The following is a 20785-nucleotide window of genomic DNA, read 5'->3' on the forward strand; positions in this document are numbered from 1 at the left end:
GCTGGCGCTTGCCCAGGCTACTTGCGCTTGCCGTCTTCCGGATACAGGCCTCGTACTCGCGCCTGCAGCCTGGCGATGCCGAGCAATGCCTCGGTCCACGGCGTGGGCACGCCCACCTGCCTGCCGATTTCGATCACCGCCGCGACCAGCGCATCCAGTTCCAGCATGCGGCCGGCCTCCGCGTCCTGCAGCATGGACGTGCGGAACGACCCCAGTTCACGCGTCACCGCATGGCGCTCTTCCGGGTCTTGCTCGATCGGCAGCCCGATGCGGGCCCCGATCGCGGCGGCTTCGCGCATCGCCTGCGACATGAAGTTGCGCACATAATCGTCGTCCAGTATGCGGTCGCTGGGCGCGCCGGTGATCGCCGACACGGGATTCATGGTCATATTGCCCCAGAGCTTGAACCACACATCGCGTTGTATGCAATCGCTGAGCGTAGTGTCGAAGCCCGCCGCGCGCAGCGCATCCGTGACGCCGCGCACCCGCCCGGTGCCGCAGTCGCCGTTCGGCTCGCCCACGATCAGGCCATTGCCCGCCACTTGCAGCAGCGCGCCGGGTTCCGGCACGCGGGCCGCCACATGCACGACGCAGCCCAGCACGCGGCTCGCCGGAATCGCCGCCGATATCGCGCCGGCCGGATCGACCGAGTCCAGCCGCAGTCCGGCAGGGGCGCCCGCAAGCCCGCTGAAAAACCACCAGGGTATCCCGTTCATCGCCGACAACACCGCGGTGTCCGGGCCCAGCAGAGGTGCCACCCGGGGTGCGATCTCGGCCAGCGCCGTCGTCTTCACGGCGATGACCACCAGGTCTTGGGGCCCCAGTTGCGCCGGATCTTCCTGCGCCTCGATGCGCCAGGAACGCATGCGGCCTTCCTTGTCGAACTCGCGCAGCCCGTGTTCGCGCAAGGCCTGCAGGGTGTGTCCGCGCGCTACCGCGCAGACCTCGTGTCCCGCCGCGGCCAGTCTCGCTGCGAACAGCCCGCCTATCGCCCCCAGGCCGTAGATGCAAACCTTCATTGATATGCTCCGTGAGATCAGTGCCGGTAATCGGCGCCGTTGCTATCGACCAGGCGCCGTAGCGCATCGAAAACGTCCCGGCCGCCGCCATAGCGCGGATCGAATTGCAGCGAGTCGGCGCTTGCCTGCTTCTGCACAGCTTCGGATATCGGGATCGTCGGCCCCAGCGCGGCGCCGGCGATCTGGATCTCGCAGGCGCGTTGCAGCGTCCACAGATAGGCAAACGCCTGCGCGATCGTGCTGCCCCAGGACAGCAAGCCATGATTGCGCAATATCACCGCCTGCGCCCGGCCTATCGAGCGCACCACTCGCGGCTTTTCTTCGTCGTGCACCGTGATGCCCTCGAAGTCGTGATACGCCACGCGGCCGTGCAACTGCGCCGAATAGAAATTGTCGCGCGACAGCCCCGCCGCGCTGCAGGCCACGGCACAGCCCGCCGTCGTATGCGTGTGCATCACGCAGTGCGCCTCGGGGATGGCTTCGTGTATGGCCGAATGCAGCACGAAGCCGGCGGGATTCACCGGCCAGTCCGAGTGCCCGACGATCTTGCCCTGCAGGTCGATCTTGACCAGGTTGCCGGCCGTCACTTCGGTGTAGTGCAGCCCGAAGGGATTGATGAGAAAGTGGCGCTCGGGGTCCGGAATCCGCACGGTGATGTGGTTGTAGATGAGCTCCGTCCAGCCCAGCATGGCAAAGATGCGGTAGCACGCCGCCAGATCTGTGCGCAGTTGCTGTTCGTCGGCAGGCGCGTCCGGGCGGACCGCGTTAGAGGGTGCTGGCATGATCGTCTCCAGTTTTTCTAGAAGAATACCTCAATGCCAGCCATGGGGTCTGATGCTATGGCGCCTTATGGTATGCGAGGGTCTGGGCCGGGACCGATCAGCGCCGAGCCTGCCGCGTCTTGCGACTGCCCGGGCCGCGCGCGGCGCATTTGTTCGATGAGCTTGCGCTTGTTTTCGCGACTGTGATAGGCGTGCTCGCGCATGATGTTTTCGGCGCGCGCGGCTTCGCGGCGTTCGATCGCCTGCAGTAGATCTTCATGATCGGCCTGTGCGCGCAGTACGAAAGGCGTTTCCAGGAATGAAGGCGTGCTGGGCAGCGGCAGGGACGCCGGCCCAGTCAGCGGCGTCTTGTTATTGTGTTCCAGTGCGGAAGCCAGCGCGCGGTTGCGCGCCTCGCTTATCAGCAGATCGTGAAAGCGCCGGTTGATCAGACTCCATGCCACGGCGTCCACCGTCGAGCGCGGATTGGCTTCGGCGTCTTCCAGCAGTTTGCGGCCTTCCTCGACCACGGCGCGCATCTCCTGCAGCCATTGGGGCGATGCGCCCCGCTGCGCGACTGTGCGCGCCGCCATGCCTTCCAGTACGCCACGCACGTCGACTGCATCGGCTATGTCGTCGACCGAGAAGGCCCGGACCCGGAAACCGCGCGAGGGGAGGCGTTCTAGCAGGCCTTCTTTTTCGAGCTCCGACAGCGCCAGGCGCAATGGCGTGCGAGACACGCCCAACCGTGCCGAGAACTGTAGCTCGATGATGCGTTCGCCGGGGGCCAGCTCGCCCGACACCATCATGGACCGAAGTTCCGATACGACACGATCTATTTGTGCAGCCATAAGTGCGCTTCCCTCTATCTATATGTTGCCGTCTTCTTGCCGACACTAGGGTTGACCGGCCTCGCCACTGGCTGGCGATGCAGGCAGCGTCGTGTCGTGCGGCGACCATGGGCATCGACCTGCGCGTTCGCCGCCGGCCTTGTCCGGCTCCTCGATATTTTGCATGCATTTTATCCGGCAGGCCGCAAAAAACGCTTGATGGCCAGATAAATTGCATGCAATAATTTTGTTTATTGAGGAAAAAAGGCGGTTTGAGTGGCGGAATGCATGCAAAATATAAAACATGCCAGGAGCAAGGCATGAGGCTGGCCAGTGTGCGCCACCCTACCGCCGGCGCGGTCTGGGGCGCGGTCGAAGGCGATGCCCTGATCCCTTTGTCCGCCGAGTGGGCCGATATCAGGGCCGCGCTGGCCTCGGATCCCCATGCCATTCGCAGCGCCGCTGCGGCCGAGTCGGCCAGGCTGGCGCTCGACGGGTGCGAATGGCTGCCACCCATTCCCTCGCCCGGCAAGATCTTGTGCGTGGGTCTCAACTATAAAAAACATGTGGCGGAGGCGCAGCGCGAGTTGCCGCAGCATCCTTCGCTGTTTCCGCGCTTCGCTGATTCTTTCGTGGGCCATGGCGCCGCCGTCACGCGTCCCTGGGTCTCCGGGAAGTTCGATTTCGAGGGCGAGCTGGCCGTGGTCATCGGCCGGGACGGCCGGCACATCCCGCGCGAGCGGGCGCTGGGCCATGTCGCCGGCTACACCTGCCTGGCGGAAAATTCGGTGCGCGACTTCCAGAAGCACAACGCGCAAGTGACTCCGGGCAAGAATTTCGCCGGCAGCGGCGCCATGGGGCCTTGGCTGGTGACGGCCGACGAGATTCCCGATCCCGCCGCGCTGTCGCTGCGCACCTACCTGAATGGCGAACGTGTGCAGGACGGACGACTGGCCGACCTGATTTTTCCCGTCCCCGAACTCATCGCCTATATCAGCATCTTTACTCCGCTTGCTCCCGGCGACGTAATCGCCACCGGCACGCCCGAGGGGGTCGGGTCGAGCCGCAAGCCGCCGTTGTTCATGCGCGCCGGTGATGTGCTGGAAGTCGACATACCTGGCGTCGGCCGGCTGCGCAATCCAGTCGTCGACGAGCCTCGCGCTGACGACGGGGAGCACAGGCCATGAATGCTTGCGCCCGGCGGCCCGAAACGCCCGCGGTTTTTCTTGCTGAAAACGGCTTCCGCAACGACAGGAGGACATGGCCGTGAACACCACTGCCGGCGGCAATGCCGCAACACCCGGGATACGCTACCTCTCCGAAAGCGACGTGGTATCGGTATTGGACATGGGCCGCGCCATCGACGCCCTGGAAGACATATTGCGTTTGCAGGGCGCCGGGCAGGCCCGCAACGTGCCCAAGACCCTGGCAAGCTGGGGAGAAGGCAATTCCATGCACGCCCTGGGTTCCGTCATGACCGATCAGGGCTATGCAGGCTTCAAGACCTGGGTCTATGCCAAGGACGGCGGGGGTTCGATCTTCAGCCTGTTCGATGCGCTCAAGGGTACGCTGCTCGCCATCATTGAGGCGCGCGCGCTAGGCATGCTGCGTACCGCGGCGATCGCCGGCGTGGCCACCCGTCTGCTGGCGCCGGGCGATGTCCGCCGAGCCGCCCTGATAGGCGCGGGCCCGCAGGCCGTCACGCAGCTCGCGGCGCTTGCCGCCGTACAGGAACTCGACGAAGTCAGGGTGTTCAGCCGAAACGTCGAAAAATGTCGCGCATTCGTCGACGGCCTGGCCGGGCGTTATCGCTGCACTTTGCGTCCCTGTGCCACGCCCGAAGAGGCCTTGGACGGAGCGGGCATTGCCACCCTCATCACTCGCGCCCCGGATCCATTCATCTCCGCCGCCATGCTGCGCGATTGCCGCCACATCAACGCCATGGGCGCGATCCTGCCCGCCAAGGCCGAGCTGCATCGCGATGTGCTCGAGAGTGCGGCCCGTTACGTTGTGGACGACCTGGAAAATGCACGGCGCGGTTCTCGCGAATTGCGCGAGCGCTTCGGCCCCGGCCCGGACGGCTGGGAGCGCGTCGAGGTATTGAGCGATTTGCTGGCCGCCGGCCGGCAGCCGCCCGTGGGCGGCCTCACGTTCTTCAAAGGCATGGGCATGGGGCTGTCCGACCTGGCCATGGCCCGCGCCGTCTACGAATCGGCACAGCAACGCGGGCTTGGCGCGCTGCTGCCGGCGCAGACTCGCCGCAACTTGCTGCTCGATCCGGCCTGAGGGCCCGTGCCGGATATTGTCCGTGTTCCCGGATATTTCGTAACGCTCGTCGATCGATCAGCCAACCACATATATCAGTAAGTCATATCAGTAAGTCATACAAGGTGTGCATATTATGGATACTCGCAAGTCTTTCTTCGTGGATGTCAGCGCCGCAGCTCCACGGCCGCAGAACATGTGGCCGTCCATCGTCGTGCCCAAAGAGGCCATAGACCTGGAGATCGAGCGGCTGCTCGACGCTCCGAGGCCGGCCGACGGCCGCCGCGCTTCGCTCATCGTGCATCCCGAGGCGAGCGAGCCTGGCCTGGGGCTGGCTCCGGGTATCGACGTAACCATCAATGTGCTGCGTCCCGGCGAACAGACTCTGAATCTGCGCAAGAACTCGAATATGGTCGAGATTTGCATTAGTGGTTCGGGACTGGCTACGGTTGCGGGCCGGGCCACGCGCATGCAGAAATGGGATGTCTGGAACACGCCGTCGATGCAGGTGCACAGTTACCGCAACGATGGCGACGAACCCTGGGTACGGCTGTCGTATTCGAATGCGCCGCTGCTCGAGAAGCTGGAAGTGCACTATGTCGAACAGTTCGAGGGCGATACGCCCCCGGCCGATGCCGGGACCAGCCGGCCCCAGGTCGACCGCGCGGCAGTGGCGCGTGCCCGCGACCTGGCCGCACGCGAGCAGATCACGCCTGAAGGCGCCTGGCTGCTGGGTTACGAATGGCTGATCGACATCGATGTGCTGGAATCCAAGTCGCTGCATTGGCCCTGGGCCAAGGTGTCGGAATATCTGCCCAGCGTCGAAGACCTGGGCCGCGGCTACAACGGCCGGCGCCTGTTCGTGCTGTACAACCCGGCCACCGAGCGGCGCATTGGCACGACGCACAGTTTCTTTGCGACAATTTCCTGTTCACCGCCCAACAACCACCATGTGCCGCACCGGCACAGCTCGTCGGCCATCAATTACTACCTGCGCGGGCGCGGCTATAGCAAGGTCAGCGGCGAGCGCCTGGACTGGAAGGCCGGCGACATCATCCTGTCGGCGCCGGGCTGGGCCATGCATTCACACCATTCGGGTGACGAGTCTACTTCGGCGCTTACCGTCCAGGACCATCCGCTGCAGATCGCAATGGAATCATTGATCTGGCAGGAACGCCTGCAGGAGCCCATCATCGCGCTGGGTAGCCAGGGCGGCTTCGAGAGCAACCGTGCTATGTTGAGCGCAGCCGAGCAAGGGGCCGTCGCGCGATGAATCATCCTGGCCATATCAAACGAACCGCAGCTCCGGCGGCGCTCCGCGCGGAATTGCGCGATGCCTACGAAGACTATGCCTTGTGCCTGGACGAAGGCGATCTGGAGGGGTGGACGGAATTCTTCACCGAAGATTGCCATTACCGCGTCATCTCGCGAGAGAACCACGATGCAGGCCTGCCGCTGGGGCTGATCTACTGCATGAACAAGAACATGTTGCGCGACCGCGTCACTGCCTTGCGGGAAACCACCATGTTCGAGCCGCGCGCTCTGCGTCATTTCATCAGTTGCGTGCAGGTCGCCGGCATCGAGGGCGAAGAAATCCGTGCGCAGGCCAATTTCGCCATTATGGAATCGCTCTCCGACCAGGAGCCCACGCTCAACATGGTGGGCCGCTACCTCGACCTCTGGCAGCGCCAAGGCGACCGTCTGGTGCTGCGCCGCCGCGATTGCGTATACGACAACTACCGTATCCGGAATTCCCTGATCATCCCGGCCTGACGGCCGGTTAGGAAACCATTGCCATGAACTGCCTGGAAACATCCGCCATGCCGCAGGCGGCCGAAGCGCCGGCCGCCGTCCGGCGCCGCTGGCCCGAACAGGGCTATACGCGCATCCCCAACTGGGTCTACACCGATCCTGACATCTATCGCAAAGAGATGGCGCTGTTTTTTGCCGGCCCGACCTGGAATTACGTCGGCCTGGAATGCGAGGTGCCCGAAGCTGGCAGCTACAAGCGCAACTGGATCGGCGACAAGCCGGTGATCATGGTGCGCAACGAAGCTGGCGAGATCAATGTGCTGGAGAATCGTTGCGCCCATCGCGGTGCGCAGATCTGTTGGCAGAATACCGGCACGGTCAAGGACTTCACCTGTCCTTACCATCAGTGGAACTACAGCCTGAACGGCAATCTGCAAGGGCTGCCGTTTCGTCGCGGCGCCATGGGCAAGGGCGGCATGCCGCGCGATTTCGATCCGAAGCAGCATGGCATACGGCGCCTGCGCAGCGTCAACCGCGGCGGTTCGATCTGGGCGACATTTTCCGAGGATGCGCCTTCGTTCGAGGACTATTGCGGCCCCGAGGTGCTGGCCGAGATCGACCACATGCTGCCGGGCAAGAAGCTCAAGCTGCTGGGCTACAGCCGCCAGCTCATCCCCAGCAACTGGAAAATGTACCTGGAAAACCTCAAGGATCCCTATCACGCCACGCTGCTGCACACCTTCTACATCACCTTCGGGCTGTGGCGCGCGGATTCCAAATCGGAATGCATACCGACAGGCGGCGGCGCGCACAGCGTCATGATTTCCCACAACGAAGGCAAGAAAGTCACCGAGGCCACGTCCGAGATGGCGCGCTTCCGCGGCGATCTGCGCATCCAGGACCTGGAAACTGTCACGCCGCGCGCCGAATTCAACCGCGGGCGCGTGGGCGGCGCCTGGATTTTCCCGGCGGCGCAGTTCGGCATCCAGGCCAATTCGCTCAAGACCCGACACGTGATCCCGCGCGGGCCTGCGGCGCACGAACTGGTGTTCACCTATTACGGCTACGAGGACGACGACGAGGAAATGACGCGCTTGCGGCTCAAGCATGCCAATCTGCTCGGGCCGGCCGGTTTTGTTTCGATGGACGACAGCGAAATGCTCAAGCAGGTGCAGACCGGCGTGACGGGCTATCCGGAAGGCCTCGGCGTGGTGGAGATGGGCGGCCGCGATACCCGGCCGGCCGACTATATGGTCAGCGAAGTCTTGATCCGCGCGTTTTATGAGTTCTATCGCGAGGCTATGGAATTATGAGCGAGCAATGGACACTGTTGGCCGAGGTGGCTGACATCTCGCCCGATACCGGCACCCTGCGCGCTGTGCTCGACGGCGAGGCCGTGTGCGTCTACAAGGTCGACGATCGTATCTGCGCCACGCAGGATCGCTGCCCGCACGGCAATGCCAGCCTGGCCGAGGGCTATATCGAGAACGGCACCATCGAATGTCCGCTGCACCAGGGCGTGTTCGATATCGCCAGCGGCGCACCGCTATGCCCGCCGGTCACTACGCCCATCAAGGTTTATGCCGTGAAAGTCGAGGACGGCCACATTTATGTCAGGACGGGCCAAGCATGAGCACGCCCCCGTGGCCGCTCCGTGCCTGCGCGATTCCTTCCATGAAGAGGGCTTCGCGCAGCGGCTGGAAGGCAAGCCTATGATCGCGCCTGGCATGGTGGTGGTGGGCGCCGGCCAGGCCGGCGGCTGGGCCGTGCGCACCCTCAGGGACGAAGGCTATCAGGGGCCGATTCTGCTGTGTGGAGCGGAACTGCATGCGCCTTACGAACGGCCTCCTCTGTCCAAGGGCTTGTTGCGCGGCCATACGCCGCCCGCCGACCTCGAGCTGTTCTCCGAGCAATCCCTGGCGGATCTCGGCGTGGCGTTCTTGCCCGGCGCGCGCGTGCGGCGCCTGGATCCGGCTGCCCGGAATCTGGCACTGGCCGACGGCCGCGAGTTTGCCTACGAGAAGCTGCTGCTGTGTACCGGGGGCAGGGCGCTGCGCCCTGCCTTGCCCGGAGCCGGACTGCCGGGTGTGCGTACGCTGCGCACGCTGGACGACGCACAAGGCCTGGGCGCCGCGCTGCAAGGCGCAGGCCGTCGCCTGGCGGTGATCGGCGGCGGCTGGATCGGGCTGGAAGTGGCGGCCACGGCACGCCAGATGGGTTGCCAAGTCACGGTGGTGGAGGCTGCGCCCTCGTTATGCAGCCGCAGCCTTGCGTCCGAGGCTGCGGGCCTGATCGCCGCACTGCATCGGGAGCAGGGGGTGGACATTCTCGTGGGCGAGGCCGTCGCCGCGGTGGAGCAAGATTCTCGAGGCCTGCGCGTATTGCTGAATTCGGGCAAGGCGCTGGACGCCGATATAGTGGTGCTGGGCACCGGCATGCAGCCCAACGACGAGCTGGCCCGCGAGGCGGGGCTGGCCTGCGACCGCGGTGTCGTGGTCGATGCGCATTGCCGCAGTTCCGATCCCCACATTTTTGCGGCCGGGGACGTGGCCGTCATCGAGCATGCCAGGGCCGGTGGGCGCCTGAGGCTGGAATCCTGGCAGAACGCCCAGGACCAGGGCTGCGCCGCCGCCCGTGCCATGCTGGGCCTGCCGGGCGAGTACCAGCCTGTGCCGCTGCTTTGGTCCGAACAGTACGACGCAATGATCCAGATCTGCGGCTTCGTCGGCCAGGCGGTGCGCACCGTCATGCGCGGCACGCTTCAATCCGGCAAGCTGCTGGCTTTCGGCCTGGACGCCGAATCGCGGGTAGTGATGGCAGTGGGCCTGAACGCCGGCCGCGATTTCCGCGATGCGCGGCGTTGGGTCCAGGAACATCGCCGCCTCGATCCCGATTCTCTGCGCGACCCCCGCGCGCCCCTGGCCGGGGCCGCCGCCTGAGGCGCCAGGCGCTCACCATAATCCGGAGACTTCTCATGAGCCCCTCGTTTGACGACGCCGATTACCATGCTTGTGCCCGGGCGACGCTTTCCTTTTTCCATGCGCTGGATACGCGCCGCTACGAGGATGTGGCCGCGCTCATGGCGAGGGACGGCGTCTGGCTGCGCCAGGGGGTGGAGCTGGCCGGCCCTGCCGCTGTCCTGGCGACTTTGCGCGCGCGGCCGGCCGCGCGTGCCACCTGCCATGTCGTCACTAATCTGCGCGTCGAACCTGGCGAGGCCCAGGCTGGCGGCGAACCTTTGCGTGCACAGGTGTATTTCTACCTGAGCGCGTACGACAACGGTGATGAGCAGGGCATGCGCCTGGTCGCCATCCGGGACTGTTGCGACGAGCTGGTCAAGACGCCGCAGGGCTGGCGCATATCGCGCAAGAGCAGCCGCAAGCACCTTCCCGCGGAATGAGCCAGGCACGGCGGCGCAAGGCTGGGCACCTGTTTTTATTTATATCCATCCATATCGACATAGGCTTTCATATAGACATCGACACCTGAAGCGCATGGGTCGCGATTCCTGCGACACGTTCAATCCACACAACATACCTACATACATATATATACGGCATTGGAGGAAACCATCATGTATTCGAAGAAAACAATCGCGCTCTGGCTGGGTGCCGGTCTGCTGGCCTGTAGCGCCGCAGGCCAAGCTTGGTCCCAGGATGCTGCGGCGTGGCCGCAGCGCGCCATCACGCTCATTGTTCCGTTCCCCGCGGGCGGGGGTGGCGATACGCTGGCGCGCCTGGTGGCCGACCCGCTGTCGCGCCAGCTCGGCCAGCCTATCATCATCGAGAACCGGCCTGGCGCCGGCGGCAATATCGGCACTGCCACGGCCGCCCGCGCCAAGCCGGACGGCTATACCCTGTCCTATGGCACCAATGGCACCGAGGCCATCAATCACTGGCTCTATAAGAACCCCGGCTACTCCCCCAAGGACTTCGAGCCTGTTTCGCGCTTCACCGTCATTGCCGCAGCTGTGGCCATAAACCCCAGCGAGCCTTTCAAGACACTCAAGGATCTAATCGCCTACGGCAAGCAACATCCCGGCAAACTGACTTGTGGCTCGGCGGGCAACGGCACCACCTCGCACCTGGCCTGCGAACTGCTTAAGCAGATGACTGGCGTGGACATCACCCATATCCCATATCGCGGCGGTGCGGCGGCGCTTACCGACCTGCTGGGCGGGCGGATTTCCATGCTCATCGACGTCATGCCCAATCTGGAAGGGCAGATCAAGGCCGGCAAGGTGCGCGCCCTGGCTGTCACCACCAAGAAACGGGTTGATTCCAATCCCGATATTCCTACTGTCAGCGAAGCCGGTGTCCCGGGCTACGCTTTCTTTGCCTGGGACGGTTTGTACGCGCCCAAGGGCACGCCGACGGCAATATTGGACAAGCTCAACAAGGCCGTCCATACGGTACTGAGCACGCCGTCCGTCGAACAGTCATTGCAATCGCGCGGCGCGATCCCGTCGCCCACCAGCCGCGTGGAACTGCAGAAATTCGGCGCCGAGGAATACGCCCGCCTGGGAGAGGTGGTGAAGAAATCGGGGGCGACGATCAACTGAGCCCATGCCCGGGCTGTACGCCTGAGCGCATGCTGCACACCGACCCGAGCTCATCCGACAGCCCGGACCGGCGTAAGGCGGTTCGGGCCTGGCAAGCGCTACTGCACATGCCAGGCGTCGCGCTTCTTGCGGGCGGATTCGATCTTGCCCAGCATATCGACCTTGGCCTTTAGGCCGCGGATCTCGTCGATCAACAGGTCCACGAGGGCGAATCGCTCGATTTGAAGCACCCCGAAGGGGTTGGTGTCGATCCCATGCGCCTGCAGCTCTTCCATGAGTTGCTGGTAGTCGCCGTTGATGCGGCTCAGTTGGTTCTGAGTTTTTAAATGGCCCATGTCGCCTCCACCTCTTTTCAACTGCGTCAATCTTTGTTGTCGCAGTCCGTAACATTCTACGCGCGTCCAGGCGTATGGGCACAGTTCATATTAAAAAGGAAGTCGATGGCAACGTTTACTATTTGGTAGATAGTTACAAATAGTTTCGTTTTCTCGAAGAGGCCGGCCTCGGCCGAGGGCGGCCATGGGAATGCGCCGGCGTGGCAGCCCGCGGAGAGCCGGCCCGCCGCGGCCCGGTGCCTCTTATATTTGCAGCCCGAAATCAGGGAAATCAGGGAAATCAGGGAAATCAGGGAAATCAGGGAAATCAGAGGATCGAGGTTTTCAGCGCGCTGTCTTGGGCATGCCGCTCCTGTGCCAGTTCTATCAAGCGGGTAATCAGCTCGGTATAAGTCATCCCGCTGGCCTGCCACAGTTTGGGGTACATGCTGATGTGCGTGAAGCCGGGCAGGGTGTTCACCTCGTTGATGATTACCTTGCCTTCCGGGGTCAGGAACACGTCCACCCGCGCCATGCCGGCGCAGTCCAGCGCCAGGAACGCTTCGACGGCAATGCGGCGCACCTCGTCGCTGGCGCGCGCATCGATATCGGCAGGCACCACTACCGCGGCGCCGTCGTCGTTGATGTACTTGGTGTCGTAGGAGTAGAACTCGTCGTGCAGCACCACTTCGCCGCAGACGCTGGCTTGCGGGTTCTCGTTGCCCAGCACTGCGCATTCGATCTCGCGGCCGGCGATGGCTTGCTCTACCAGCACCTTGTGGTCGAATTCCAGGGCCAGGGCGATGGCGCGCCGGAACTCTTCCTCGTTGCGCACCTTGCTTACGCCGACCGACGATCCCATGTTGGCGGGCTTGACGAACAAGGGCAGCCCCAACTCGGCTGCCACTTCGTCGAAGCGCGCCCGCGCCGCCGAGCCGCGCGAATACGCCACGAAGGGCGCCACGGCCAGCCCCGCGTCGCGCAGCAGGCGCTTGGTGACGTCCTTGTCCATGCAGATCGCCGACCCGAGCACGTCGGAACCGACAAAGGGCAGGTTGGCCATGCGCAGCATGCCTTGCAGCGATCCGTCTTCGCCTTGCGTGCCGTGCACGATGGGAAAGATGACGTCGAGCTGCCCCAGCCCAGGGCCGGGCGCGCCTTGCGTGGCGACCAACTGGTGTTCGTGCTTGCCGGGCACCAGCGCCACTTCTACGTTCGAGCGGTTCAGCGCGATCAGCGCAGGGTTCTCGGCGTTGAGCAGGTAATTGGACGCGTCGTTGACGTGCCATTGTCCTTGCTTGTCGATGCCGATCAGCGTGGCCTCGTAGCGGGACTTGTCGAGCGCGTCGACGATGTTCCTGGCCGATTGTAGAGACACCTCGTGCTCGGCTGATTTGCCGCCGAAGATGATGCCGACCCTGGTTTTGCCGCCCATGTGTATTTCCTCTGTCCGCGACGGCGATTCGATCCCGCCGTCCAGAACGCATCATACATGGCCGGGGGTGTGCCGGACGCCGGGCGGCGGGGCCGCTTGTATCAAACTCTTGGGGGCTGTCATGGGAAATTGCGGGAAGCTCGCGCTTCGGCCCGGGCTTCCGAAGCCGGCCGCTCCCGGCCCGGCTCCTGCCCAGGTCGAGGTCGAGGTCGAGGTCGAGGTAGATGCTCCAGGTCCGGCCCCGGCCTCGGCGCAAGACCATGGGCCGGCACGAGGCCAGGTAGCGCTTTCAGTGGTTGAAGTGCAGCCGCAGGTAGGAATATTTGCTGCGGCTGCCGCTGCCCAGGCGATCGGCCAGCCGCGTGAGCAGCACGTGCGAGACATTGAACAGCGCGGTTTCGAGCGCCGCGTGGAAGGTATCGTCATCCGCCTCGAGCACGTTTTCCTCCAGCTTCTTCTGGTCGGCCGCGATGGCCAGCGCGGCGCCGCTGTGCAACAGCTCGATGTTCAGGTTGAATTCGTCGAAGCTGCCGCGTACCCCCGTAACCCGCCGGCCCTGGCCTGCGGCCGCGATGGCCTCGGACGCCTCGAGCGCCGCTTGCGCGGCGCGTACCGCGACGTCGCGCCGGGCGCCCCAGCTTGCGCAGTGGTCTTCGACGAAATCGACGACTCTTCTGCCTATATTGGCCGCGGGCGTGTCTTGCGCCAGGTCGAGCTGCGCGGATTGCTTCACGCCCAGCCGGAAGATCACGTTCAGGATGACCGCGGTAACCCCGCCCACCACGATGCCGTTCTCGACCATGAACCTGAAGGATTGCGGCACCAGTTGCGCTATGCCGGGCAGGAACATGACGCCCACGCCCGTGACGAAAGACAGGCCGATCATGAATATCGCGCGCGAATCCATGGAGCGCGCCGAGATCAGTTGTATGCCCGAAACAATGAGATAGGCCGCGGCATAGACCTCGACCGCGCCGATGATGGGCCGGGGGATCAGGGTCAGGGCCAGCGACACCTGCGGCAGGAACGCGATCAGGCCGATCAGCACCGCGGTCGTCAGGCCGACCCAGCGGGAAGTCGAATGGCTGATGTGGTTCACGGCGATATTGGTCGACGACGTGGTGCAGGGATACGCGCCCAGCCACGCCGTAATGAAGTTGCCCAGCGAATTGGCGAATATGCCGGCGCCCACCATGCGCATATTGGGCCGGTGCCAGTTGGAGTCGTTCATCTTGTGCACCAGCACTACCCGGCCGAAGGTGCACAACTGGGTCATCAGCGACAGCACGGCAATGGCGCCTATGATGCCGGGATCGACATCGAATACCGGCTTGGGCAAATGCGGCACGTCGAAGACGGGCGCGTCGGCCAGGGCCGAGAGCCCGTGCACCTTGCCCATCGCGGCGGCCAGTACCAGGCCCGCGAGGATGCCGGTCAGCAGCGAGAACAGCTTGCTTTGCTTGGTGCCCCAGATGGACAGGCCCACGATCATCACCAGCGTGAAGATGCCGACCAGGGCATCGCTGCCGCTCAGGTGGACCATATCGGCCGACAGGCTGCCGGTTTCGGCCAGGGCCGGCGCGATCAGCGACAGGCCCGCCAGGCAAAGCACGACGCCGGCCACGGCCGGCGGCAGGATGGCGCGCAGATAAGGGAATACGAAGCTGATCACCAGGCCTACCCCGCCGTAGATCAGTCCGACGATGACCATGGAGCCGAAGCCGTATTTGGCGAGAATCGCGCCCAATATGGCGACGAGCAGCGACGTGGGCACGTGCACCAGCAACAGGCCCGAGCCCAGCCGGCCGCCCCAGGCCTGCAGGAAAGTGGCGACGGCCATGCTGAGCAGCGTCGCCGTTACCATGCTTTGCGTGGCTCGCGCGTCCAGGCCGCCGATCTGCGCCGCCGCCAGGACATAGGCGATCAAGGTCAGCGCAGTGGCGATGTGCTGGATCGACAGTGTGGCCAGCGTCAGCGGGGGCGGAAGCTCGTCCGAAGCGTAGGCCAGGTCGCGCGGACGCTTGAACGGCGGAGTGGGAGGCAGTTTGATATTCGGAAGGATGGCCATGGCTGGTTTTCTTGGCGGCGAATCTGTGCCGAATGTCTCGATAGTAGCATGTGATTACATAGGTATTACATGCTTACTTTTATGGGGCTACAGGCTTTTGCCGGCGAATGGGCCGGATTGAAAGCACTTGACGGCGCTTGCAGGTTTTCAGGCGTCGGTGCGCGGCTTGTCCCAGGATTTGGGCGTCTTGGCCCAGGCCTTCAGGAAATCCAGGAACACCTGAACCCGCATGGGCAGGTTTTTGCGCGACGAGTAGATGGCATATACATACAAGCCCGGCGGTTCGTAGCGGGGCAGCACCACTTGCAATTTGCCTTGCTCTATTTCTTCGGCGAGCATGTAGTAGGGGTGCATGGAAATGCCCATGCCGGCCAGGGCCGCTTCTTTTAGCGCATCGCCGAAATCCGCGCGCAAGGGGCCTTGCACCCGTACCGACACAGGCCCCTCGGGCCCCGTGAAATTCCAGGCGCCCGTGGGCGATTTGTTCCAATTGACCAGACACTTGCAGCGCATCAGGTCGCGCGGATGCTGGATCGGCGCCACGCTTGCCAGGTAGGCTGGCGAGGCCACGAGCGCTTGCGGGGCTTCGGCCAGGGGAATGGCGATGAAGCTGGCGTCCTTGAGCACCGGCACGATGATGATGCCGACGTCCAGGCCTTGTTCGATAAAGGTCTCGTGCTTGCGCACGGTCAGCAGGCTTTGGGCGATTTGCACATCCGGGTAGTGCGCGTGGAAATCCTTGATGACGGGCAGCAGCCTGCGCGTGCCGAAGCTCGGGGGCACCCCCACGCGCACCACGCCGGCCACGTCTCCGGACAAATCGCTCACCGACTCGTGCATGTCGTCATAGCGCTGCACCAGGTCGCTGCCGTTTTCCAGCACTTGCAAGCCCGCGGGGGTCAGGCCCAACTGCTTGGTAGTGCGGTTCAACAGCTTGACCCCGAGCGATTTCTCGAGCCACGCGATCTGCTTGGAGCAAGTGGCACGCGATACGCCGAAATGTTGTGCAGCCCCGGCAAAACTATTGCGCCGGGCGACTTCCAGGAACATGCGTAGGCAGGTGAGCTCGTCCATCGAAGCCCCTCATTGTTTCTTATCTAGAAATTCCAAATTTTAAGGCATCGCCTTGTTGCCCGGTGCTCGCAGACGCATAATTTCGTCACCTTTGTTTCTTGTTCGTGCCGTCTTGCGCCGATGGCCTGATGTGCTTGTCATTACGTTGATCATCTGGCGCGCCGGTAAGCCAATAAATATGTGGAGACCCTCTATGCCGCGTTTTTCCATGCGCCGCCGAATTTCCGTGCTGGCTTTCGCTATTGCCGCATCCGGCGCGTATTTTTCTGCTCAGGCTGAAAACTTCCCCGATCACCCGATACGGCTGGTCGTCGCCTATGCGCCGGGCGGCGCAACCGATACTGTCGGCCGCATGCTGGCCCATGAAATGTCGGCCAGCCTGGGCCGCGGCATAGTCCTGGAAAACCGGGCGGGCGGCGGAACGCTGGTCGGCACCGAATACGTACGCCGGTCTGCGGCCGATGGCTACACGCTTTTGTTCGGTACCAATGCCTTTGTCATCACTCCCTTGCTGCACGACACTGCAACCTACGATCCCGTCAAGGATTTCCAGCCCGTAGGGCAGGCCACCGAGCAATCGCTGGGAATATTGGTGACCCCTCGCTTGAAGATTCATACGGTGCAGGAATTCATAGCCTACGCGAAGGCGCATCCGGGCAAGGTGAATTTCGCGTCTTCGGGTGTCGGATCCGCCCAGCACCTGGCGGGCGAGGCTTTCGCCAAGGCCGCGGGCATCAAGATGATGCATGTGCCCTACAAGGGAACCGGCCCGGCCATGATCGACCTGTTGGCCGGCCGCGTCGACGTCATGTTCAGTTCGCTGGTGGGAAACATGAAGTACGTCGAGGACGGCAGGCTGGACTTGATCGGGACCACGGGCCTGCGCCGTTCTCCCGCGACGCCGAAGGTGCCTACCGTCGACGAGAGCGGCCTCAAAGGCTTCCAGGCCCATACCTGGCAAGGGATCCTGGCTCCGGCCGGAACCCCTGCCGCGGTGGTGGCAAAGTTGCATGACGCGCTCGTGCAAGCCGGCAAGTCCCCGAAAATCTCTGACGCGCTTGCCAAGCAAGGCATGGAGGTGCACGTCACGACCCCGGCTCAATTCCATGATCTGTTGGTGACGGAGTCGGCGCAGTACAAGGACGAACTCAAGCATACCCAGGGCGCCTTGCAGTAGCGGGAAAGGCTGGGCAGGAATCAGTCTCCGAATTTGCGCCGGGACTGCTTTTCCTGGACCAGCCAGTCGCCGGCCGGTGTCCGGACCAGGCGTTCTTCATGTATCGAGATCGACAGCGGCGTGCCTAGCGGCACCGGCCCCGAGGGCGGGGCCGGCGCATCGTGTCTGTATACCAATGTCAGATAGCGGGCTTGCGCCAGGCCGGGGTCGACGATATCGATTACCAGGTTCTGCACCATATGGGCGGTAGTGCGCCCCGCCGGACGCTTGGCCAAGGCCGCGCGCACCTGGGCCGGCCCGCATAGGGCTGCGCCTTGCCGATGCCACACGCCTTGGGACGCCATGCAGGCGGCCACGGCGTCGAAATCCGAACTGTCCAGCGCCAAATAAAAACGCTGTATCGCTTGCTGGCAATCCATGATGGCTGCCAGGCGTTCGATTGCGGTCATGGCTTATTGTTCCTGTACAAAGGTATTGCGCAGCGTGCCCAGTCCGGTGATCTCTATCTCGACCACGTCGCCGCCGCGCAGGTCGGGAGATGCCCCGTCGGTGCCCATCCAGATCACGTCGCCCGGCCAGAGGGTGAGGTAGCGGCTCATGGCGCTGATGAAGGTCTGCACGTCGTAGATCATTGCCCCGGTGGGGAATTCCGTCTTCGGCACGCCGTTCACGCTGACGCGCGTGCGGGCGTGGGCCGGGTCGAAGCCGGTATCTATCCATGGCCCCATGGGCTTGAAAGTGTCGGTGTTCTTCGCGCGCCAGAAGGTTCGGTCGGAGCGCTGCCAATTGCGTTCGCTGACATCGTTGCCGATGGTGTAGCCCAGCACGCAGTCCAGCGCCTGTTCCGGAGCAAGATGGCGGGCCTGCTTGCCGATCACCACGACCAGTTCGCCTTCGTAATGGACGGTCCGTGCGTCGGCCGGGATGATGACGTTGTCGCCGTGCGCGACCAGCGCATTGTTCGCGCGATAGCCGATATCGGCATGCTTGGGCAGCCGGGGCTCCTGCCCTTGCTTGCGCGCCGCCTCGATGGCATGTGCCGCGTAGTTCAGTCCTGCGCAATAAAAAGTGCGCGGCACCACCGGCACTTCCAGCCTGACTCGGTCCAGCGTGGTCAGCTCGTCCGTGGCCGTCCAGGCGTCGAAAGGCGTGCCGTCCACACGGCGCACACGTTCCCCTTCGAGTTGTCCGTAATGCGTACCGGTTTGGTCCGTGTATCGTATCCAGCGCATGCTTACAGGCCCTCCTTGGCCGCAGGTCGTAGACTGTGCTCCGCGGTGGCGCGGGCCAGCAATGTTTTATCGATGTCGTCGATGGATCGGGCCCCGCAAAGTTTCATGGCGCGCACGAATTCGTCGGTCAGGATCTCCAGCGCCCGCTGGGCGCCTGCGTTTCCTCCGGCGACCGCCCCGTACAGGGTGGCGCGGCCGACCAGCACGCCTTCCGCCCCCAGGGCGCGCGCCTTCAGGATATCGACGCCTCGCCGCACCCCGCCGTCCAGCCAGACCGGAATGTGGCCCGCTATGGCGTCGACCACGTCCGGCAAGGCATCCAGGGTGGCACAACCCCCGTCGAGCTGGCGGCCGCCATGATTGGAGACGACCACGGCGTCGATGCCCAGCCGCGCCAGGCGGTCGGCGACATCCGGCCTCAGCACGCCCTTGACTATGAGCTTGCGCGGCCAGCGGTCGCGTACCCGGGCCAGGCGGTCCCAATCGAAGGACGGGTCGTAATTGCGCCCGACGGCCGAGGCCGCGCCTGCTACCGATGTGACGTCGCGTTGCAGTCCGATCAGGTTTTTATTGACGGGCATGCCGTGGCGCAGCAGGGACAAGGCCCAGCGCGGGTGCAGCGCGACGTCGACCAGGCTGCGTCGGGTCAGCCTGAAGGGCGTACGAAAGCCGTTGCGCACGTCGCGTTCGCGTTTGCCGCCTACGGCCAGGTCGACGGTAATGACCAGCGCCTCGTAATCCGCCGCGCGGGCTCGTTCGATCAATTGATGAAAGAAGTCCTGGTTCTTGAGCACATAGGCTTGAAACCAGAGGCGTCCCGGCGCTTCGCGCGCCACTTCCTCGATCGAGGCAGTGGCGCTCGTCGACAGGGTATAGGGAATGCCGTGGCGGGCTGCCGCGCGGGCAATGGCGATGTCGCCGCCGTGCCAGCCGTAGCCCACGCCCCCGGTGGGGGCGATGGCGAGTGGATAGCCGGCAGGGGCGCCCAAGGCCTGGCAGCCCGTCGAGACCTGGCTTACGTCGGCCAACACGCGGGGCAGCAATCGCACCCGCTCGAAGGCTACGCGGTTGTCGCGCAAGGTCAGTTCGTCTTCGGCGCCGCCGTCGAAGAAGTCGAATACTACCCGGGGCAGCCGCCGTTTGGCGATCAAGCGCAATTCGGCGATCGACTGCGCCTGTGTCACGGAAGGAGGAAGCAGGGGCATGGGGAGTCAGCGCCTGGCTTGATCGCGTACTGCGCGCACGAATTCCGGATCGAATACCTTGTCTGCCATCACCTGGCAGCGCTTGATCAAGCGATGTTCGTGCGGCTCGTAGTCAGGCATGGCATTGTGCAGCGTGCCGATGTGGTCCCACATCAACACGTCGCCTTCGGTCCATTCGTGCGTGATCTGGTATTTGGCCTGCAACTGGTGGTCGAACAGGATCTGCAGCATGCGCTCGCTTTCCTGCTCGCCCAGTTCGTTGATGCGGATTGCATAGCCAGGGTTGCAGTACAGCACTTTGCGGCCGGTGATGGGGTGGGTCAGGAAAACGGGGTGCACGGACGGCGGCCTCTTGGCGCGTTGTTCGGGTGTCAGCGGCGGGCGCTTGCTGCCGGGCTGCGAGCGCATGTTTTCCCAGAATTTGTTGAAATCGTGGGTGGCGGTCATCCCGGCCAGCCCCTGCTTGATTTCGTCGGGCAAGTCGTCATACGCTGCGTGCATGTTCGCGAAACAGGTCGACCCCAGGGCGCGCCCATTGCGCCGCGGAATCTTGATCGCATACAGCACATTCACGAAGCCGACCACGGCGTTGTAGGACATATCGGTATGCCAGTCTTGCCCGGCGTCCACTATGCCGATGGGTTTGCCGTTTTCGACAATATTGGAAAGAATGCTGACCTCGGGAATGCCCGGCTCGTTGGCGTTGGACACCGTACGCTGCAGCCCTCCGAAATGCGAGGAAAAGTCTCGCAGATCAGCCGGGGAAACCGTCTGGCCGGGGAAGCGCAATACGCCGTGCGTACCCAGCGCCTCGACCAGTTCGGCGAGATTCTGCGGGGCTAGCGGCTGCGAAAGGTCGATCCCGGTGACCGTCGCGCCCAGCACTTGGCCGGCAGGTATAACATCCATCATGTCTATTCCCTCGCTGGATTGTCGATGCTGCAATGGTAGACATCATGGCTGCGTTTGGGTATCCGTCGGGGTGCAAACTTATTATTTCTTATGTGGAAATAACGGGCACGCTTCCGTCTGCCGTGTTGCAGGAAATCCGGCGCTGGCCGGAGCCAGGGATTTGCCCTGCCTTGGGCGTTG

Annotated in this window: 21 protein-coding genes; 10 read left to right on the plus strand and 11 right to left on the minus strand. The window is 63.8% G+C overall.

Annotation, left to right across the window (positions count from 1 at the left end; genetic code table 11):
- Positions 1-17: 17 nt before the first annotated feature.
- The 3 genes from KVP10_RS08130 to KVP10_RS08140 form a co-directional block, all read right to left on the minus strand.
- The gene (locus KVP10_RS08130; protein ID WP_217964057.1) at positions 18-1019 is read right to left on the minus strand and encodes a 2-dehydropantoate 2-reductase; all 1002 of its coding nucleotides are present in this window, start codon (positions 1017-1019) and stop codon (positions 18-20) included.
- A 17-nt stretch (positions 1020-1036) separates the two neighbouring features.
- Complete coding sequence (locus tag KVP10_RS08135) at positions 1037-1801, minus strand: class II aldolase/adducin family protein (protein WP_217964058.1); 765 nt, start codon at positions 1799-1801, stop codon at positions 1037-1039.
- A gap of 65 nt (positions 1802-1866) precedes the next feature.
- Positions 1867-2631, minus strand: a complete 765-nt coding sequence (locus KVP10_RS08140) for a GntR family transcriptional regulator (RefSeq protein ID WP_217964059.1) — start codon at positions 2629-2631, stop codon at positions 1867-1869.
- Positions 2632-2930: 299 nt separating this feature from the next.
- Between KVP10_RS08140 and KVP10_RS08145 the strand changes: the two genes are divergently transcribed.
- From KVP10_RS08145 to KVP10_RS08185, 9 genes are all read left to right on the plus strand, one after another.
- On the plus strand, positions 2931-3797 hold the full coding sequence (locus tag KVP10_RS08145; RefSeq protein ID WP_217964060.1) for a fumarylacetoacetate hydrolase family protein: 867 nt from the start codon (positions 2931-2933) through the stop codon (positions 3795-3797).
- A 79-nt stretch (positions 3798-3876) separates the two neighbouring features.
- On the plus strand, positions 3877-4896 hold the full coding sequence (locus KVP10_RS08150; RefSeq protein ID WP_343218708.1) for an ornithine cyclodeaminase family protein: 1020 nt from the start codon (positions 3877-3879) through the stop codon (positions 4894-4896).
- Between the two features lie 115 nt (positions 4897-5011).
- A complete protein-coding gene (locus KVP10_RS08155) occupies positions 5012-6148 on the plus strand; it encodes a cupin domain-containing protein (protein ID WP_217964062.1) in 1137 nt (378 codons plus the stop codon).
- Positions 6145-6648 (plus strand): aromatic-ring-hydroxylating dioxygenase subunit beta, encoded by a 504-nt coding sequence (locus KVP10_RS08160; protein ID WP_217964063.1) that lies wholly within the window; start codon positions 6145-6147, stop codon positions 6646-6648. The genes KVP10_RS08155 and KVP10_RS08160 overlap by 4 nt, the downstream gene beginning before the upstream one ends.
- 23 nt (positions 6649-6671) lie before the next feature.
- Entirely contained in the window at positions 6672-7940 is a 1269-nt protein-coding gene (locus tag KVP10_RS08165; protein ID WP_217964064.1) for an aromatic ring-hydroxylating dioxygenase subunit alpha, read from the plus strand.
- Positions 7937-8260, plus strand: a complete 324-nt coding sequence (locus KVP10_RS08170) for a non-heme iron oxygenase ferredoxin subunit (protein ID WP_217964065.1) — start codon at positions 7937-7939, stop codon at positions 8258-8260. The genes KVP10_RS08165 and KVP10_RS08170 overlap by 4 nt, the downstream gene beginning before the upstream one ends.
- A 79-nt stretch (positions 8261-8339) precedes the next feature.
- On the plus strand, positions 8340-9566 hold the full coding sequence (locus KVP10_RS08175) for an NAD(P)/FAD-dependent oxidoreductase (protein WP_217964520.1): 1227 nt from the start codon (positions 8340-8342) through the stop codon (positions 9564-9566).
- A gap of 35 nt (positions 9567-9601) precedes the next feature.
- The gene (locus KVP10_RS08180) at positions 9602-10027 is read left to right on the plus strand and encodes a nuclear transport factor 2 family protein (RefSeq protein ID WP_217964066.1); all 426 of its coding nucleotides are present in this window, start codon (positions 9602-9604) and stop codon (positions 10025-10027) included.
- A gap of 174 nt (positions 10028-10201) precedes the next feature.
- Positions 10202-11188, plus strand: coding sequence for a Bug family tripartite tricarboxylate transporter substrate binding protein (locus KVP10_RS08185; RefSeq protein ID WP_217964067.1), 987 nt, complete (start codon positions 10202-10204; stop codon positions 11186-11188).
- Positions 11189-11286: 98 nt separating this feature from the next.
- On the opposite strand, the gene KVP10_RS08190 is transcribed toward KVP10_RS08185, so the two are convergent.
- From KVP10_RS08190 to KVP10_RS08205, 4 genes are all read right to left on the minus strand, one after another.
- The gene (locus tag KVP10_RS08190) at positions 11287-11523 is read right to left on the minus strand and encodes a hypothetical protein (RefSeq protein WP_217964068.1); all 237 of its coding nucleotides are present in this window, start codon (positions 11521-11523) and stop codon (positions 11287-11289) included.
- Positions 11524-11830: 307 nt separating this feature from the next.
- Entirely contained in the window at positions 11831-12937 is a 1107-nt protein-coding gene (ddlA, locus tag KVP10_RS08195) for a D-alanine--D-alanine ligase (RefSeq protein WP_217964069.1), read from the minus strand.
- Positions 12938-13226: 289 nt separating this feature from the next.
- Positions 13227-15005 (minus strand): uracil-xanthine permease family protein, encoded by a 1779-nt coding sequence (locus KVP10_RS08200; protein ID WP_217964070.1) that lies wholly within the window; start codon positions 15003-15005, stop codon positions 13227-13229.
- A 147-nt stretch (positions 15006-15152) separates the two neighbouring features.
- Complete coding sequence (locus KVP10_RS08205) at positions 15153-16079, minus strand: LysR family transcriptional regulator (protein WP_217964071.1); 927 nt, start codon at positions 16077-16079, stop codon at positions 15153-15155.
- Between the two features lie 193 nt (positions 16080-16272).
- Here KVP10_RS08205 and KVP10_RS08210 point away from each other — a divergent pair, with 193 nt between their 5' ends.
- Positions 16273-17256 carry a Bug family tripartite tricarboxylate transporter substrate binding protein gene (locus tag KVP10_RS08210; protein WP_217964072.1) on the plus strand — a complete coding sequence of 328 codons (984 nt, stop codon included), beginning with the start codon at positions 16273-16275 and terminating at the stop codon, positions 17254-17256.
- A 20-nt stretch (positions 17257-17276) separates the two neighbouring features.
- Here KVP10_RS08210 and KVP10_RS08215 read toward each other — a convergent pair whose 3' ends face one another.
- Genes KVP10_RS08215 through KVP10_RS08230 form a run of 4 tightly spaced genes read right to left on the minus strand, consistent with a single transcriptional unit; the run spans position 17277 to position 20605 of the window.
- The gene (locus tag KVP10_RS08215) at positions 17277-17705 is read right to left on the minus strand and encodes a nuclear transport factor 2 family protein (protein WP_217964073.1); all 429 of its coding nucleotides are present in this window, start codon (positions 17703-17705) and stop codon (positions 17277-17279) included.
- Positions 17706-17708: 3 nt separating this feature from the next.
- Positions 17709-18488, minus strand: coding sequence for a fumarylacetoacetate hydrolase family protein (locus KVP10_RS08220; protein WP_217964074.1), 780 nt, complete (start codon positions 18486-18488; stop codon positions 17709-17711).
- 2 nt (positions 18489-18490) lie between these two features.
- Positions 18491-19693, minus strand: coding sequence for an alpha-hydroxy acid oxidase (locus tag KVP10_RS08225; protein WP_217964075.1), 1203 nt, complete (start codon positions 19691-19693; stop codon positions 18491-18493).
- Between the two features lie 6 nt (positions 19694-19699).
- On the minus strand, positions 19700-20605 hold the full coding sequence (locus tag KVP10_RS08230; RefSeq protein ID WP_246600486.1) for a TauD/TfdA dioxygenase family protein: 906 nt from the start codon (positions 20603-20605) through the stop codon (positions 19700-19702).
- Positions 20606-20785: the final 180 nt, after the last annotated feature.

The organism is Candidimonas humi (assembly GCF_019166065.1).
In the GTDB taxonomy this organism is placed as follows: Bacteria; Pseudomonadota; Gammaproteobacteria; order Burkholderiales; family Burkholderiaceae_B; genus Candidimonas; species Candidimonas humi.